Genomic DNA, 600 nt, shown 5'->3' with positions numbered 1-600 from the left:
AGAGCTTTACAGGCTAAAGGCCATTTAACGGAAGCGTTACCACTCTTTCAGCACCTTTATGACAAATACTCAAACTCTCTCAATGACGAAAAAATCAATGGGCTGGCTCTGGGCAGACTACTCCAGGCCATGGGGAGCACAGACAACCTGAAAATGGCCCGGGATGTTTTTACCCGGCTGCGCACCCGGGCGGCCAGGGGGCAGGTAAACACTCCCTGCGATGACAGGGAGATCGAACTGGCTCTGGGCATGCATCTCAATATTATGGGAGGCACGGACAACCTGAGAGCGGCTCTGGACATCTATACCCGGCTGCGCACCCGTGCGGCAAGGGGGAAGGCGAACACCCCTTGTGATGACAAGGAGATCGAACTGACTCTGGGCAGGCTATTCCAGGCTATGGGAGGCACGGACAACCTGATAGCGGCTCTGGATATCTACACTCGGCTGCGCACCCGTGTGGCGGGGGGGCAGGAGGATACACCCTGCGATGACAAGGAGATCGAGTTAACACTGGGCAGACATCTCCAGATCATGGGGGGCGCGGACAATCTGAGAGCGGCCTGGTGTATCTTTACCCGGTTGCGCATCCGTGCGGCT

Annotated in this window: 1 protein-coding gene; it reads left to right on the top strand. The window is 57.0% G+C overall.

The features are described 5' to 3' along the window. The coding region (locus tag E1189_RS22410) for a hypothetical protein (RefSeq protein ID WP_196220885.1) at nt 1-600 on the top strand (600 nt) is incomplete at both ends.

It is taken from the genome of Parendozoicomonas verongulae (assembly GCF_009711465.1).
Classification (GTDB): domain Bacteria; phylum Pseudomonadota; class Gammaproteobacteria; order Pseudomonadales; family Endozoicomonadaceae; genus Sansalvadorimonas; species Sansalvadorimonas verongulae.
This window is presented reverse-complemented; position numbering and strand designations above follow the sequence as displayed.